The 14,733-nt window shown below is 30.1% G+C and carries 15 protein-coding genes; all 15 read left to right on the forward strand.

Annotation, left to right across the window (positions count from 1 at the left end; translation table 11 throughout):
• Nucleotides 1–8 precede the first annotated feature (8 nt).
• Nucleotides 9–1,130 (forward strand): cell division protein FtsZ, encoded by a 1,122-nt coding sequence (ftsZ, locus tag CLFE_RS10770; RefSeq protein ID WP_077892643.1) that lies wholly within the window; start codon nt 9–11, stop codon nt 1,128–1,130.
• A gap of 246 nt (nt 1,131–1,376) precedes the next feature.
• The gene (spoIIGA, locus tag CLFE_RS10775) at nt 1,377–2,177 is read left to right on the forward strand and encodes a sigma-E processing peptidase SpoIIGA (protein WP_077892642.1); all 801 of its coding nucleotides are present in this window, start codon (nt 1,377–1,379) and stop codon (nt 2,175–2,177) included.
• Between the two features lie 14 nt (nt 2,178–2,191).
• The gene (gene sigE, locus CLFE_RS10780; protein WP_077832854.1) at nt 2,192–2,899 is read left to right on the forward strand and encodes an RNA polymerase sporulation sigma factor SigE; all 708 of its coding nucleotides are present in this window, start codon (nt 2,192–2,194) and stop codon (nt 2,897–2,899) included.
• A gap of 73 nt (nt 2,900–2,972) precedes the next feature.
• Complete coding sequence (sigG, locus tag CLFE_RS10785; RefSeq protein ID WP_077832855.1) at nt 2,973–3,746, forward strand: RNA polymerase sporulation sigma factor SigG; 774 nt, start codon at nt 2,973–2,975, stop codon at nt 3,744–3,746.
• Nucleotides 3,747–3,948: 202 nt separating this feature from the next.
• The gene (locus tag CLFE_RS10790) at nt 3,949–4,212 is read left to right on the forward strand and encodes a YlmC/YmxH family sporulation protein (RefSeq protein ID WP_077832856.1); all 264 of its coding nucleotides are present in this window, start codon (nt 3,949–3,951) and stop codon (nt 4,210–4,212) included.
• A gap of 64 nt (nt 4,213–4,276) precedes the next feature.
• Nucleotides 4,277–4,732 (forward strand): transcriptional regulator NrdR, encoded by a 456-nt coding sequence (nrdR, locus tag CLFE_RS10795; RefSeq protein ID WP_077832857.1) that lies wholly within the window; start codon nt 4,277–4,279, stop codon nt 4,730–4,732.
• A 300-nt stretch (nt 4,733–5,032) separates the two neighbouring features.
• Complete coding sequence (gene pgeF / locus CLFE_RS10800; protein ID WP_077892641.1) at nt 5,033–5,743, forward strand: peptidoglycan editing factor PgeF; 711 nt, start codon at nt 5,033–5,035, stop codon at nt 5,741–5,743.
• Between the two features lie 18 nt (nt 5,744–5,761).
• Nucleotides 5,762–6,460 carry a response regulator transcription factor gene (locus tag CLFE_RS10805; protein ID WP_077832859.1) on the forward strand — a complete coding sequence of 233 codons (699 nt, stop codon included), beginning with the start codon at nt 5,762–5,764 and terminating at the stop codon, nt 6,458–6,460.
• Between the two features lies 1 nt (nt 6,461).
• Nucleotides 6,462–8,165, forward strand: a complete 1,704-nt coding sequence (pnpS, locus tag CLFE_RS10810; RefSeq protein WP_077851609.1) for a two-component system histidine kinase PnpS — start codon at nt 6,462–6,464, stop codon at nt 8,163–8,165.
• A 130-nt stretch (nt 8,166–8,295) separates the two neighbouring features.
• Entirely contained in the window at nt 8,296–10,332 is a 2,037-nt protein-coding gene (locus tag CLFE_RS10815; protein ID WP_077892640.1) for a methyl-accepting chemotaxis protein, read from the forward strand.
• A 159-nt stretch (nt 10,333–10,491) separates the two neighbouring features.
• Nucleotides 10,492–11,388: a phosphate ABC transporter substrate-binding protein gene (locus tag CLFE_RS10820; protein WP_077892639.1), complete on the forward strand. Its 897-nt coding sequence runs from the start codon at nt 10,492–10,494 to the stop codon at nt 11,386–11,388.
• Nucleotides 11,389–11,488: 100 nt separating this feature from the next.
• Nucleotides 11,489–12,379, forward strand: a complete 891-nt coding sequence (pstC, locus tag CLFE_RS10825) for a phosphate ABC transporter permease subunit PstC (protein WP_077892638.1) — start codon at nt 11,489–11,491, stop codon at nt 12,377–12,379.
• Nucleotides 12,379–13,263: a phosphate ABC transporter permease PstA gene (pstA, locus tag CLFE_RS10830; RefSeq protein WP_077892637.1), complete on the forward strand. Its 885-nt coding sequence runs from the start codon at nt 12,379–12,381 to the stop codon at nt 13,261–13,263. Before pstC ends, pstA begins: the two co-directional genes overlap by 1 nt.
• Nucleotides 13,264–13,274: 11 nt before the next feature.
• Complete coding sequence (pstB, locus tag CLFE_RS10835) at nt 13,275–14,024, forward strand: phosphate ABC transporter ATP-binding protein PstB (protein WP_077833753.1); 750 nt, start codon at nt 13,275–13,277, stop codon at nt 14,022–14,024.
• A gap of 32 nt (nt 14,025–14,056) precedes the next feature.
• Nucleotides 14,057–14,716 (forward strand): phosphate signaling complex protein PhoU, encoded by a 660-nt coding sequence (gene phoU, locus CLFE_RS10840; RefSeq protein WP_077833754.1) that lies wholly within the window; start codon nt 14,057–14,059, stop codon nt 14,714–14,716.
• The last annotated feature ends 17 nt before the right edge of the window (nt 14,717–14,733 follow it).

Here is a 14,733-nt window from a genome sequence, read left to right on the forward strand (position 1 = left end):
GTAGTATTGTGCTTGATTTTGATGTTGATGTTCAACAGTTTGCTCAAATAAAGGTAATAGGCTGTGGCGGTGGAGGTAACAATGCCGTTAACAGAATGATTTTAGAAGGACTTAAAAATGTGGAATTTATTGCCATAAACACAGATAAGCAGGCATTGGCTCTTTCACAAGCATCACAAAAGATTCAAATAGGTGATAAGCTTACTAAAGGTTTAGGAGCAGGTGCTAATCCTGAGATTGGTCAAAAGGCTGCAGAAGAAAGCAAGGATGAAATATCACAAGCCATAAAGGGTGCTGATATGGTATTTATAACTGCTGGTATGGGTGGTGGAACAGGAACTGGTGCGGCTCCAGTTGTTGCTGAGATAGCAAAATCCATGGGTATCCTTACTGTTGGAGTTGTTACAAAGCCATTCCCATTTGAAGGAAGAAAGAGGATGCTTCATGCTGAATCAGGAATAAAGACACTAAAAGAAAGAGTGGATACTTTAGTTACAATTCCAAACGAAAGATTGCTTGCAATTGTAGATAAAAAAACAACACTTGTAGAAGCTTTTAAATCAGCAGATGATGTTTTAAGACAAGGTGTACAAGGTATATCTGATTTAATCACTATTCCTGGTCTTGTAAATCTTGACTTTGCTGATGTAAGAACTGTTATGATAAATAAAGGACTTGCTCACATGGGTACTGGAAGAGGTGCTGGAGATACAAGAGCTAGCGATGCTGCTAAACAAGCAATATCTAGCCCGCTTTTAGAAACATCTATAGTTGGTGCTACAGGAGTGCTTTTAAATGTAACAGGTGGAGAAGATTTAGGTCTTCTTGAAATAAATGAAGCAGCAAGAGTTGTACAAGAAGCAGCAGATCCAGATGCAAATATTATATTTGGAGCTGTTATAGATGAAAATTTAAAAGATGAAATAAGAATAACTGTTATAGCAACAGGCTTCGAAAATGACGGAGAAAATGGAGAGATTATAAGAAGAGAGGTAAAGGCTGAAACTCAAGAATCTAAACCTCAACAGGAAGCAGCAAGTGCACTTGATAACACAGGCAGCTTTGAATCACCTGAAAAAGATCTTAATATACCCGCATTTTTAAGAAGACAAAATAAAAATAAATATTAAATTCGTATATGTTTTTCATATAATGATTTAAAACAAACCATAAAATGTTTCTGATTATATCAGGCAATTTTATGGTTTGTTTTTTTGTTCGGTATTTTTTATGTTTTTCTAAAAAAAATGATATTAACTGTGAAATACATAGATAAATTATCAAAAAAATAAAATTAAAAAGTTGGTATTACTGGTATAAAATGACAAAATTTTAAATCATTAAGTAATATAATTATTTAAGAAAGGTGGGAGGAAATGGTTGTCTATTTAGATGTTTTAATTTTTGAAAATTCAATAGTAAATACTTTTTTATTATACATAACAGCTCAAACATTAAGAATAAAAGTTAAAATGAGATATTTAATTTTAGCAGGGATTTTGGGTGGGTTATACGTAATAGTTTTAATAATCCCATCACTTAAGATATTTTCCTGTTTAATATTTAAAATTTTAGCTGCTGTACTTATGATTATTATGTCATTTAGAAAAAAAAATTTCATATTTAATGTGAAGGCATTAGCTATATTTATAATGTATTCGATGCTTACAGCAGGTTTGTGCTTTTTTATAGAGCTTAATTATGAAAGTGACAGTCTCTTGAATGTATTTATTGGTGGCATATCCTATAAATGGATTTTAATAGCTATTATGATTATATATATGTTTGTAAATAGAATTATATGGTTTATAAATGATAGAAAATTAACTCAAAAATTAATTTATAAAATAGAAGTAGTGTTTAAGGATAACGAGAAAGTAATAAAAGCTTTTTTAGATACAGGAAATGAGCTTAGAGAACCAATTACAAATTTACCTGTTATTGTTGCTGAAAAAAATTTGTTTGGCAATATTAAATTAGATGATTATGCCAAATTTTATGTTCCATTTAGATTGTTTGATGGTAATATGGGTAAATTAGAAGCCTTCAAACCATCTTGTGTAAAGATATATATTGGTAATGAAGTTGTGGTAAAAAATATAATCATAGCTTTAATAGATAATAAATTAAGTGAATTTAATGATTACAATGCGCTTCTTTCTAGAGGCAGTATCTAAAATGGAGGGATTTTATGAAGTTTTTATTACAGCTTTTAAGCAAAATATTGTGTAGAATAAAAATGTTTTCGGGTAGACTGTATTATATAGGTGGAAATGATGCGCTTCCACCACCGCTTACTAAGGATGAGGAAGATGATTTAGTAAATAAGCTTGTAGGTGGCGATGAAAGTATTAGATCAATACTTATAGAAAGAAACTTAAGGCTTGTAGTATATATTGCAAGAAAATTTGAAAATACAGGTGTAAGTGTTGAAGACCTAATTTCTGTTGGAACTATAGGACTTATTAAAGCAGTAAATACCTTTGACCCAACAAAGAAAATAAAGCTAGCAACATATGGTTCTAGATGTATCGAAAATGAAATACTTATGTATTTAAGAAGAAACAGTAAAGTAAAAGCTGAAATTTCATTTTATGAACCACTTAACATAGATTGGGACGGAAATAAACTTCTTTTATCCGACATATTAGGAACTGATAATGATTGCGTATACAATCTTATAGAAGGAGAAGTGGATAAGCAGCTTCTTTTAGTAGCCTTAAAAAAATTAAATGATAGAGAAAAAAGAATAGTTGAATTAAGATACGGGCTTACAGGTGTTGGAGAAAAAACACAAAAGGAAGTTGCGGATATGCTTGGTATATCCCAATCCTATATTTCAAGGCTTGAAAAAAGAATAATTAAAAGACTCAAAAAAGAAATAAATAAAATGTTGTAGGTTTGTCTTTAGTATAAAATAGTTTTCCTGAGGGAATAATTCTTAATGCTATTATTTCAAAGGGGCTGATAAAGTGGTTATAAATAAGGTTGAGATTTGCGGCGTCAATACGTCTAAACTTCCAGTTCTAAAAGAAAAAGAAATGCGAGAATTATTGATCAGTATGAGAAATGGTAATATTACTGATAGGGAAAAATTTATAAAAGGAAACTTAAGGTTAGTACTTAGTGTCATCCAAAGATTTAATAATAGGGGGGAAAACGCAGATGACTTATTTCAAGTTGGATGCATAGGACTTATAAAGTCTATAGACAATTTCGATTTGAGCCAAAATGTAAAATTTTCTACTTATGCGGTTCCAATGATTATAGGAGAGATAAGGAGATACTTGAGGGATAATAATTCTATTAGGGTTAGTAGATCTCTTAGAGATATAGCATATAGAGCACTTCAAGTTCGGGATAGACTCATAAGTAAAGATAATAAAGAACCTACTGTTTCGCAAATCGCTAAAGAACTAAAAATACCTCGTGAGGAAGTGATTTTTGCTCTAGATGCAATACAAGATCCAATATCTCTGTTTGAACCTATATATCATGATGATGGTGATGCGATATTTGTAATGGATCAAATAAGTGATAATAAAAATCTAGATGATAGTTGGCTTCAGAATATTTCTATTAAAGAAGCTATGAAAAAGCTAAGTGACAGGGAAAAAATGATACTTAATATGAGATTTTTTGATGGTAGAACGCAAATGGAAGTTGCAGATGAAATAGGAATTTCACAAGCTCAAGTATCTAGGCTTGAAAAAACGGCACTTAAACACATGAAAAAGTACGTTTAAGTATAATAATTAATTTAATTTTGTATTTAATATTAAATTAATAATGCTCTAGAGGGGGGAAGCACTTAATTAAAAAGCCCCTCATATACATATATGCTAAAACAAATTTTATGATGTTTTGAATTTTTTGAGTACTTTAATCATATTTTTATAGTATATCAAAATTAATTATAAGCGTTATACTATAAAGAGGTGATAATATATGGATATACCTGCGCATTCTATAAGTGCAATGAAGTCTATGGAGGTTATAGATATTAATACTGGAACAAAGCTCGGACTCATCAAAGATTTAAAAATTGATATTGAGGAGTGTAAAATAATATCAATAATACTTCCAGGAGTAAAAGTAGGAGGATGGTTTTCTAAAGAAAAATATATAGAAATCGAATGGTCGGATATACAGAAAATAGGCGTGGATGTAATACTTGTGAATGGTGACAATTTATTTGAAAATAAGGATTGAACAATTAGCCCTAAAAAGTGTATAATTAAACTAAATATATTCTTTAATAAGGGATGTGAAAGATTTGAAATGCCCATTTTGTGGATATGGTGAGAGTAAGGTAGTTGATTCTAGATCTACCGAGGACAACATGGCTATAAGAAGAAGGCGTGAATGTCTTGAATGCAGTAAAAGATATACAACTTATGAGAAAGTAGAAGATATACCTATATTAGTTATCAAGAAAGACTCAAGTAGAGAATTTTTTGATAAATCTAAAGTAATAAATGGGCTTATAAAGTCTTGTGAAAAGAGACCAGTGTCTAGGCAACAAATAGAAAATATAGCTTCTGAAATAGAAAAATCTATAAGTAATCAAATGCTTACAGAAATAAAATCAGATACTATTGGTGAGATGGTAATGGAAAAACTTAAAGAAATAGATGAAATTGCTTATGTAAGATTTGCATCCGTTTATAGGCAATTTAAAGATATAAACACATTTATGGAGGAAATTCTAAATCTTGTAAATAAAAAGTAGTGTTTAAATAGGTAACATTAATTTGATTTTTTATTACATAGTAATTTGCAAGTTTAATTTTTTATTAGTGTATGTCTTTATATAGGGAAATCATAGTAAAACTTAATTGGTAGGTGTTATATAAGTATAGGTGAAAGTCTAAAACACATGCAGATTAAAGTATTACATGGTTTCCCTATCTGTATGTATTAACACTAAAATGACTATAATTTTAGCTGCCTAATTGTTAAAACTAGGTTAAAATAATAATAAATTCAATACAAAGATTTAAAAAAATAATATAATATAGGGGTAATATTTATGTATACAAAAAAAGAGGACAAATATAGTTTTTTAGAATTTAAGGATGATAATTTTGAGTTGTACTTTTCTACAGCTGAAAATAACTTGAATTTTAATATAAATACAACAATAGGTATAGAAAATCTTCGTAATTTAAAAAAATGGTTTAACCTAGATGATGTAGGTTACTTAAAGCAAACTCACAGTGATATCATTTTAAACTATGAGGAGGATAAGAAGGGTCTAGAAGGTGATGCATTAATTACAGATAAAAATAACATTGCTATTGGAGTGTTTACAGCTGATTGTGTTCCTGTTCTTTTATATGATAAGGTTAAAAAAGTTATAGGGGCTGTTCATAGCGGCTGGAAAGGAACGTGTGATTTAATAGTAAAGAAAACAATATGCAAAATGAAAAAAGAATTTTCATCTATTGATTCAGATATAGTTGTTTATATTGGACCACATAATAAGTCATGCTGTTACGAGTTTGGAGCTGAAAGCTTAAGCCAATTTGAAAACAGTGGTATGTATAACATAAACGAAATTTATAAAAATGGTAAGTTGGATTTGCAGAAATGTATAATAAAGCAGTGCGAAAGTGAAAATGTTCATAATATAAAATGTCTAGATATATGCACAATGTGCTCAAGTACCCACAAAATGCATTCATATAGACGCGATTCAAAAAATGCAGGAAGAATGTTTTCGTTTATAATTAAAAAATAATATAGCTGGAGGAATATTATGGCGGGAGAAAAAATACTTGTTGTTGATGATGAAGCTCATATAGTGAAGCTCATAAAGTTCAATTTGGAGAACAATGGATACAAGGTTATTACAGCGGAAGATGGAGGGGAAGCTCTGGAAAAGGCAAAGGTTGAGGTTCCTCAGTTGGTTCTTTTAGATTTAATGCTTCCGGTTATGGATGGCTATGATGTTTGTAGAGAAATAAGAAAAGATCAATCCATTTCTAACATGCCAGTAATAATGATAACGGCAAAGGGAGAAGAATTAGATAAGATACTAGGACTAGAGCTTGGAGCCGATGATTATATAACTAAGCCATTTTCAGTAAGGGAATTAGTGGCTAGAGTAAAAGCTGTACTAAGAAGAACTAAGGTAGAGTATATAGATAAAAGCTTTAAATTTGGAAATATTCAAATAGATTTTCAAAGACATAATGTTACAAAAGAAGGTGAAAAGATAGAGCTAACTCTTAAGGAATTTGAACTTCTACAAGTGCTTATAAAAAATAAAGGTAGAGTTATGACAAGGGATTTTTTACTGGACAAAATATGGGGCTACGAATATATTGGAGAAACTAGAACAGTAGATGTGCATGTAAGACATCTGAGACAAAAAATTGAAGATGATGATAAAAGACCTAAGTATATAGAAACTATAAGAGGAATAGGGTATAGATTTAACTATAGTGGTGATTAAAGTGAAGAAAAAACTTGTACTATACAATTTGGGAATTTTAATAGTAACTTTAATAATGATAACCGTCTTATTCATAAAAATTGAGGATTATGAGTACAGACAAAATGTAGAACAGCAGCTTGAAGAAAGTAGTAGGATAGTATCTAACGTTATTGATGCAAATAAAAATAAAGATATAGATAGAGTGCTTAAAGATACCTTCAAAAATTCAAATATGAGGATTACATACATAAATAAAAATGGAGTAGTTTTATATGATAATGAAATAGATGCAAAAAAACTTGATAATCATAATAAACGGGTAGAGGTTATATCTGCAAGAAAAAATGGCTATGGAACTAGTATAAGATTTAGTAATTCTTTAAAAAACAATATAATCTATTATGCTAAAGTCAGAAAGGACAATACTGTAATTAGGACAGCCATTGAACTTTCATCTGTGGAAAGATTTGAACAAAGATATCTGAAATTTTATATTTATGTTATAGGACTAAGTGTTGCAGCAGCAATATTTTTATCTTTTAAACTTTCTTATGTTATTTTAAATCCTATAAGGGATCTTCAAAATACCAGTTCTAGAATAGCAAGAGGGGAATTAGAAACAAGAGTTAATGTTGATACAAAAGATGAGATAGGACAGCTTGGTAAAACCTTCAACAATATGGCATCTAGGCTTCAAGATACAATAAAGGAGTCTATTGAAAAACAAAAAAAATTAGAAGCCATATTAGAGAGTATGGATAGTGGAGTTATTGCAGTAGATAAAAAGCATAAAATAATAATGATAAATCCATATGCAGAAAAAATATTTGGTATAGATAAAAATATAATAGGACTAAATCTTATGGACTGCATAAGGAATTATGAATTTGAAGACATATTTAATAAAAGGACAGATGGCTATGCAGAAATAAAAACTTCTTGGCCCAAAGAAAGAAATCTAAGAATAAAAACAGCGGATATAATAAATGGATATGAATGTATTGGAACTGTTGCAGTAGTTCAAGATATAACGGATATAAGAAAGCTTGAAAATATGAGAACTCAATTTGTAGCAAATGTATCCCATGAATTAAAAACACCACTTACGTCAATAAAAGGATTTTCTGAAACCTTAAGATATGTAGATGATCAAAAACAAAAGGGAGAATTCCTTGATATAATTGATGATGAAGTAGATAGGCTTACTAGACTTATAAGTGATATATTAACTCTTTCAGACATAGAAATTAGACAATCATTTAAAAAGGAAGAGGTAAATGTCAATATAGTAATAAATGCAGTATATGAATTATTAAAAAAATCAGCTAAGGTTAAAAATATAGACATAAAATTAGAGGGTGACATGGTTCCAAATTTAATAGGAGATAATGATAAGTTTAAGCAGATGATTATAAATTTGGTGGACAATGCTATAAAGTATACCGAAAAAGGCGGAGAAGTAGTTGTATCTAAAAAATGCATTGAAGATAAGCTTGTTATATCTATTAAGGATAGTGGAGTAGGTATACCGGAAAATCATCTTGAAAGGATATTTGAAAGGTTTTACAGAGTTGATAAGGCACGTTCAAGAGCTAATGGAGGAACAGGTCTTGGTCTCGCTATAGTGAAGCATATAGTCATGAATTTTAATGGAAATATAAACATTGAAAGTAAGGTAAATGTAGGCAGTAAGTTTATAATTACAATACCATATAAATCTTAATTTTAAGTAAGAGTTTTCTCTATATTTGAGAAAGCTCTTATTTTTTAACAAAGAATTAAAACAATGTAAAATGCACATAACTTTCTTTACTTATTATATAAGTATAAATCTGTTGTAAAGGGGATATTATATGAATTTTACATTGATGAAAAAGATAAAGAAAGAAAGGAAAATATCAATAGCGTACAAAATAGCACTTATAGTAGGAATATTAATAATTTCTATTATGATGATTGCAGATGGCATTATTTATTATGAAACCTATACCAATATATACGGAATAAATAAAAGCAACATGAAAGTAGTTTCTTCTGAAATATACAATAATTTTAAGACCTTAGTATTGCTTCAAAGTAATGAAGTGAAAAATCTCTCAAATGATTCTGATTTGAAAAATATAGCGGTAAATCCCAAAGATGCTTCTGAAATAGAACATTTTAAAAATAAAATTAACACAGAAGAGAAGAATAATGAAGAGGTGGAAAATGTATTTTTTGCAGGAAAGGATGGAATAACTTTAATAGCAAGTAATAGTGACTACTTTGGATATGATAATTCTCACTTTGATTACATAAAGAAAGCACTTAATGGTAAGGCGTCTATGAGCTCTGTTTATATATCCGTTATGACAAGTAAACCGGTTATAACCTTTGTAAGTCCCGTTAAAGACCAAAATGGAACTGTACTTGGTGTAGCTGGTAAAACCATATATATCGACTATTTTTCAAAAAGATTTGATAAGTTTAAATATATGGGAAATGGGTATATTTTTATAGTAGATTCAAATAATAAAGTAGTGTATCACCCACAAAAATATTACATAAATAAAGAGAATACAATTAGTGAAATAAAAAAAGTTGAAGGTAAAAAGAATTTTTTTAATAAAGAAGATTATGAGACTATAAATTACAGTTTTAATGATACAAGATATTTTGCGTCTGTAGTCAGTATTCCTGATATGAAATTAGTTTTTGTGTTAACCAGTACTGAAAACTCTTTTCAAAGTATACCGAAGCAAACAGGTTATATTATAGTTATTATAACACTTCTATCTATTTTAATTACCATACCTATTTTAGTATTTATAATCAAACTAATTTTTAAACCTATGAAGAAACTCATGAGAGATACACAGGAAATATCTAAAGGTAATTTAAGAGTGAAAAATTGCATAAATAGGGGTGATGAGGTCGGAATATTATCAAAATCCTTTTATTCAATGGTTAGTAATGTTAGCGGACTATTAGAAAGGGTAAAACGGGTTTCTAAGGAGCTTATAGATATAAATTTAGTAGTAAAGGCTTCTTATGATAATACTAATAGTAATATGGAAGTTATAAATAATAGCATGCAGCTAAGTTCAAAAAACTCTACTAAAATCTTTTATGATTTGGAAAATTGGTTTGAAACTTATGAAAATATAAGTCTTAGGGTTGAAAATATAAGAAAATCTTCTGGTAAAATGAGTGATTTATCAAAGGATATAAAAGAATTTAACACTATGGGTATTGAAAGCATTAAAACTCTTATAAGTATTAATGAATTTTTTAGGCAAAGTATAAAAGAAGTAAATATAACCTTTAAAGAGCTTCAAGATAATACAGCAAATATAAAAGATATAATAAATTTAGTGAAGGGTATATCGAACAGTACAAAAATGCTGGCATTAAATGCATCCATAGAAGCTTCAAGATTAGGAGATGCTGGAAAAGGCTTTGATGTAGTAGCCGCCAATATTAAAAAGCTATCTTATAATGTAGAAACTCAAATTACAGGTATTGATTCTATAGCCTCTAAAATAAATAACAAGATATCAGATATGCAAGGGAAAATGGATTCACTTAATGATGAATATAAAGAACAAATAGAGGCAATTAAAACTGCTAAAGAAAACTATACAAATGTATTTTCTATGGTAGAGGAAATAAATAATAATATAAAGACTATAGATGAAAATGCTAATTATGTAAGTCTTAAAAACCAAAACGTATATGATGAATTTAAAAATATAAGTGAATTTTATAATGAATTCAATAAGTCTATAGAAGAGATAAGAATAATCATGAATAAACAATATAACTCAACAAAAAATATTAACAGCATGATAAGTAAAATGGATGTAGCATCAATGGAACTTAAAGAGAACATGAGTAAATTCAATTTATAAAAAATATTCAATGTTAAATTTAATTAACATTAGTATAATACTCAATTAACATACAAATTGTAACATGTTAACTGTAAAGAGGAGAAAAAACCTATTATAAGGTTTGAAAAAATTAGTTATTAAAATAATCTATATATCTATACTTTGGAGGTAGGTTGAATGAAAAGTAAAAAAATCAAATTAATGGCTGCAGCGGTAACGATGACAATTATGGCTAGTTTATTTGTAGGCTGTAGTTCAAGTTCTAACCAAACTGACTCAAGCACTAAGAAAGATGCAAAGAAGATATCTGGTTCAATAACACTCTCTGGATCTACTGCACTTCAACCATTAGCAGAAAAATCTGTGGATGGATTTAAAGAAAAAAATCCTGATGTAAGTGTAAATGTTCAAGGAGGAGGAAGCGGTACTGGATTGAATCAAGTTCTTCAAGGAGCAGTTGAAATTGGAAATTCTGATATTTTTGCAGAAGAAAAATTAAATGCAGATGATGCAAAAAAATTAACAGATCACAAAGTTTGTGCAATAGGCTTTGCTGTAGTTACTAGCAGTGATGTAACTGTAAAGAATTTAACAAAACAGCAAGTTCAAGATATATTTACAGGTAAAGTAACAAATTGGAGCGGCGTTGGTGGACCTGACGAAGCAATAAATATAGTTCATAGACCTAAATCATCAGGAACAAGAGCAACATTCACTAAAACAGTTATGGATGGAAAAGATGAAAAGGATGATATAGGAACTACACAAGATGCAAGCGGATCAGTTAAAACATCAATGACAAGCACTAAAGGTTCTATAAGTTATTTGGCATTCTCTTATCTTGTAACAGATGAAGGTAAAAAAGATATAAACATGGTTTCATTAGATGGAGTAGAACCTACTTCAAAAAATGTTGAAAGCGGAAAATATCCTTTCTGGTCATATGAGCACATGTATACAAAAGGAAAAGGAAATGATGTAGCTAAAGCATTCATTGATTACATGATGAGCAGTGACAATAAAGCTTTAATAGAAAAAATGGGATATATATCATCATCTGATATAAAGAAATAAATAAGATACATAATTGTGCCAAAATACTAAAAAGGTATTATGGCGCAATTATCATTTTAAACTAAATAATATAATATAAAACTTAAATTGAGGTAACGCTATGGAAAAAAGAAGTTTTCTAAAAAAACTTAAAACGGAATATATTGGAAGAGGTTTTGCTACCATTTGTGGGCTTTTTATAGTTGTTTTAACCCTTTCAATAATTTTTTTTATTGCATCTAAAGGATTAACAATATTCACTAAAAGGCATTATTCTATTTTGAATTTTTTAATGTCAAGTACATGGAAGCCAGACGCTAAAAATCCCAACCTTGGGGCATTTATATTTTTAGAAGGCTCAACAGCGGTTTCAATAGGAGCGGTAATTATAAGTACACCAATGGCAATTGCTTTAGCTGTGTTTATGAATATGATATCACCTAAATTAGGAGAAAGAGTATTAAAGCCAGCTTTAGAACTCTTTGTTGGAATTCCATCGGTTGTTTATGGTTGGATTGGAGTAACTGTACTGGTTCCACTTATAAAAAGAAATTTTGGTGGTGTTGGTTTTAGTTTGGCGGCAGGAATTTTGGTACTCAGCATAATGATATTACCAACTATTGCTAGTCTTTCTTCGGATGCTATAAAAAATGTACACAACGAATATATCGAAGGCTCATACGGACTAGGTGCCACAAGATGGCAAACAATATATAAAATAATAATACCATCAAGCAAGAATGGTATACTTACAGGAGTTGTCTTAGGACTTGCAAGGGCTTTTGGAGAGGCGTTAGCTGTTCAGATGGTAATAGGAAATACTGTGAAATCAGTTCATGGGCTTTTTTCGCCTACTACAACGCTTACCAGTGTATTAACAATGGACATGGCTAATACTCCAAATGGTACTGCATGGAATGATGCACTTTGGTCTCTTGCATTTTTACTTCTTGTAATTTCTTTTGTATTTATATTGATTATAAGATTCATAGGGAGAAAAGGTGAAGTTTAATGAAATCTAAACTATACGACAAAATAGCTACAATAATTTTATACTTGATTTCCGTATTTGTTGTTTTACTACTGGCAGCATTTATAATTTATATAGTTTATAGAGGACATGATTCCTTAAATTTGAGTTTTTTATTTGGTAAACCTAAAATAGCGGAAAGCGGCGGCGGAATAGGGCCAGAACTTTTTAATTCTTTTTACATGCTTATAGTATCACTTATTATAACAATACCTATTGGGGTAGGTGCAGGTATATATATGGCTGAATATGCAAAAGAGGGGAAAATATTAAGCTTTATAAGACTATGCATAGAAACTATGGCATCACTGCCATCAATAGTTGTTGGTTTATTTGGATTATTAGTATTTGTAACAATGACACATTGGGGATATACGATATTATCAGGAGCGCTTGTCATAACTATTTTAAATCTACCTTCTATGACAAGAGTATCGGAAAATGCTATAAAAGCTTCTTCTAGTAAAGTTAAGGAAGCGAGTTTAGGTCTTGGAGCTACACAGTGGCAAACCATAAAAAATATAGTACTTCCATCTGCAATGCCGGAAATTTTAACGGGGATAATTTTAGCGTCAGGCAGAATTTTTGGAGAAGCAGCTGCACTTCTATATACTGCTGGAATGAGTGCACCAGAGCTTAATTTTAAGAGCATAAGTTTGGTAGACAAAGCTTCAGCCTTTAGTTTATTCAGACCAGCTGAAACTTTGGCTGTTCATATATGGAAGCTTAATTCTGAAGGTATGATTCCAGATGCAACAAAAATTGCCAATGGTTCTTCTGCTGTACTAGTACTCATGGTTTTAGTATTTAACTTTATAGCAAGGATCATAGGAAGAAAAATATATAGTTTATACAGCGGTAAGTAAGGAGGAGAAAAATGGGCATAATACAAACTAAAGACCTAAATTTATATTATGGAAGCGCTCAGGCTTTAAAAAAAATAGATCTTGATTTTACTAAAAATACAGTAACAGCACTTATAGGACCATCAGGCTGCGGAAAATCAACTTTTCTAAGAACTATAAATAGGATGAATGATTTAATAAGTACTGTTAAAATAGATGGGCAGGTTTTGTTTGAGGGGAAGGACGTATACAAAGATTATGATGAAATAGAACTTAGAAAAAGGGTAGGTATGGTGTTTCAAAAACCAAATCCATTTCCTATGTCCATATACGATAATGTGGCGTATGGACCTAGAATACACGGTATAAAGAATAAAAGTAAACTAGATGAACTTGTGGAAAAAAGTTTAAAAGGATCTGCACTTTGGGATGAAGTTAAGGATCGATTAAAAAAGAGTGCGCTTGGTTTATCGGGAGGACAACAGCAAAGACTTTGTATAGCAAGAACTCTTGCAGTTGAACCTGAAGTTCTTTTGATGGATGAACCCACTTCTGCACTTGACCCTATATCAACACTAAAAATAGAAGAATTAATGGATGAATTAAAACATAAGTATACTGTAATTATAGTAACTCATAATATGCAGCAGGCGGGAAGAATCTCTGATAACACAGCATTCTTTTTAAACGGTGAAGTTATAGAAAACGGCAAAACAGAGGATATTTTTTATAAACCAAAGGACAAGAGAACTGAGGATTATATAACGGGAAGATTTGGATAAGGTTTTGAAAATTTATTTGTGGGGTGTGAAATATGACAAGAAAAATTTTTGAATCTGATTTAGAGGAGCTTCACTCTGAGCTTTTGAGAATGGGCAGTATGGCAGAAAAGCAGATATACGATTGTATGGAAGCTTTAGAAAAGCAGGATGAAACTATGGCTGAAACAATTATAAAAAAAGATGACATAATAGATGATATGCAAAAGGAAATAGAAAATAAGGTTATAAGACTTATTGCAATGCAGCAGCCAATAGTTGCAGAAGATTTGAGGAATATATTTACTACGGTAAAAATAATAACTGATTTAGAAAGGCTAGGAGATCATGCTGTAGATATAGCAAAAGCTATAAAAAGATTGAATGGTGAGAAGCATCATGAAATCGTAAAAGAAATATGGAATATGGGCAGTAAAGTTAAATCAATGATAAAAGATTCATTAGATGCATATGTTGAAAGAAACTTAGATAAAGCTTATGAGGTTTGTAAAAGAGATGATGAAGTAGATGCTTTATATAAGAGAATTTTTAATGAACTTTTGGATATAATGAGTGAAGACAAGAGCAAAATAAATCAGCTTACACAATTTTTATTTGTATGTAAGTACCTTGAGAGAATAGGTGACAGAACTACAAATGTGTGTGAAAGTACCATATATCTTATAACAGGTAAGCAAGTAGATCTTAACGATTAAAACTAAAGATAGTGTAA

The organism is Clostridium felsineum DSM 794 (genome assembly GCF_002006355.2).
GTDB lineage: Bacteria > Bacillota > Clostridia > Clostridiales > Clostridiaceae > Clostridium_S > Clostridium_S felsineum.

Excerpts from the sequence above, each read along its gene's own strand:
- spoIIGA (WP_077892642.1), top strand. The coding sequence starts at position 1,377 with ATGGTTGTCTATTTAGATGTTTTAATTTTTGAAAATTCAATAGTAAAT.
- sigE (WP_077832854.1), top strand. The coding sequence starts at position 2,192 with ATGAAGTTTTTATTACAGCTTTTAAGCAAAATATTGTGTAGAATAAAA.
- CLFE_RS10790 (WP_077832856.1), top strand. The coding sequence starts at position 3,949 with ATGGATATACCTGCGCATTCTATAAGTGCAATGAAGTCTATGGAGGTT.
- pgeF (WP_077892641.1), top strand. The coding sequence starts at position 5,033 with ATGTATACAAAAAAAGAGGACAAATATAGTTTTTTAGAATTTAAGGAT.
- CLFE_RS10805 (WP_077832859.1), top strand. The coding sequence starts at position 5,762 with ATGGCGGGAGAAAAAATACTTGTTGTTGATGATGAAGCTCATATAGTG.
- CLFE_RS10815 (WP_077892640.1), top strand. The coding sequence starts at position 8,296 with ATGAATTTTACATTGATGAAAAAGATAAAGAAAGAAAGGAAAATATCA.
- CLFE_RS10820 (WP_077892639.1), top strand. The coding sequence starts at position 10,492 with ATGAAAAGTAAAAAAATCAAATTAATGGCTGCAGCGGTAACGATGACA.
- pstC (WP_077892638.1), top strand. The coding sequence starts at position 11,489 with ATGGAAAAAAGAAGTTTTCTAAAAAAACTTAAAACGGAATATATTGGA.
- pstA (WP_077892637.1), top strand. The coding sequence starts at position 12,379 with ATGAAATCTAAACTATACGACAAAATAGCTACAATAATTTTATACTTG.
- pstB (WP_077833753.1), top strand. The coding sequence starts at position 13,275 with ATGGGCATAATACAAACTAAAGACCTAAATTTATATTATGGAAGCGCT.
- phoU (WP_077833754.1), top strand. The coding sequence starts at position 14,057 with ATGACAAGAAAAATTTTTGAATCTGATTTAGAGGAGCTTCACTCTGAG.